Source organism: Saccharothrix sp. ST-888 (assembly GCF_000955975.1).
GTDB lineage: Bacteria > Actinomycetota > Actinomycetes > Streptomycetales > Streptomycetaceae > Kitasatospora.
This window is the reverse complement of record NZ_JYJF01000744.1, coordinates 1-329: the sequence shown is the minus strand read 5'-3', so window position 1 is coordinate 329 and position 329 is coordinate 1. Positions and strand designations below refer to the sequence as shown.

Here is a 329-nt window from a genome sequence, read left to right as displayed (position 1 = left end):
GAGCTCGCGCTGCTCATCATCTCCAACACCTTCCCGACCTAGAACGGCTACCGGGGGCTGTTCCCGTTGCTGCCCACCGACCACCCGGTCGTCGTCAAGCCGCACCCGGGCGCCACCGTGCTGCTCGCGCGCGCCGCGCGGGTGGCCCGCCGGGTGCTCGCCGAGGCCGCGTTCGACGCCAACGTGGTCTGTCTGGCCTCCGAGAACGAGGGCTCGACCATCGCCCAGGTACTGGCCGTCCGGCGCGAGGTGAAGGTCATCGACTACACCGGCTCGACCGCCTTCGGCGAGTGGCTGGAGACCAACGCCGGGCAGGCCCAGGTCTACAC

Annotated in this window: 1 protein-coding gene; it reads left to right on the top strand. The window is 70.8% G+C overall.

Annotated features, from left to right (window positions below; all coding sequences use genetic code 11):
- Positions 1-66: 66 nt before the first annotated feature.
- The coding region (locus tag UK12_RS34440) for an aldehyde dehydrogenase family protein (protein WP_045307162.1) at positions 67-329 on the top strand (263 nt) is incomplete at its 3' end.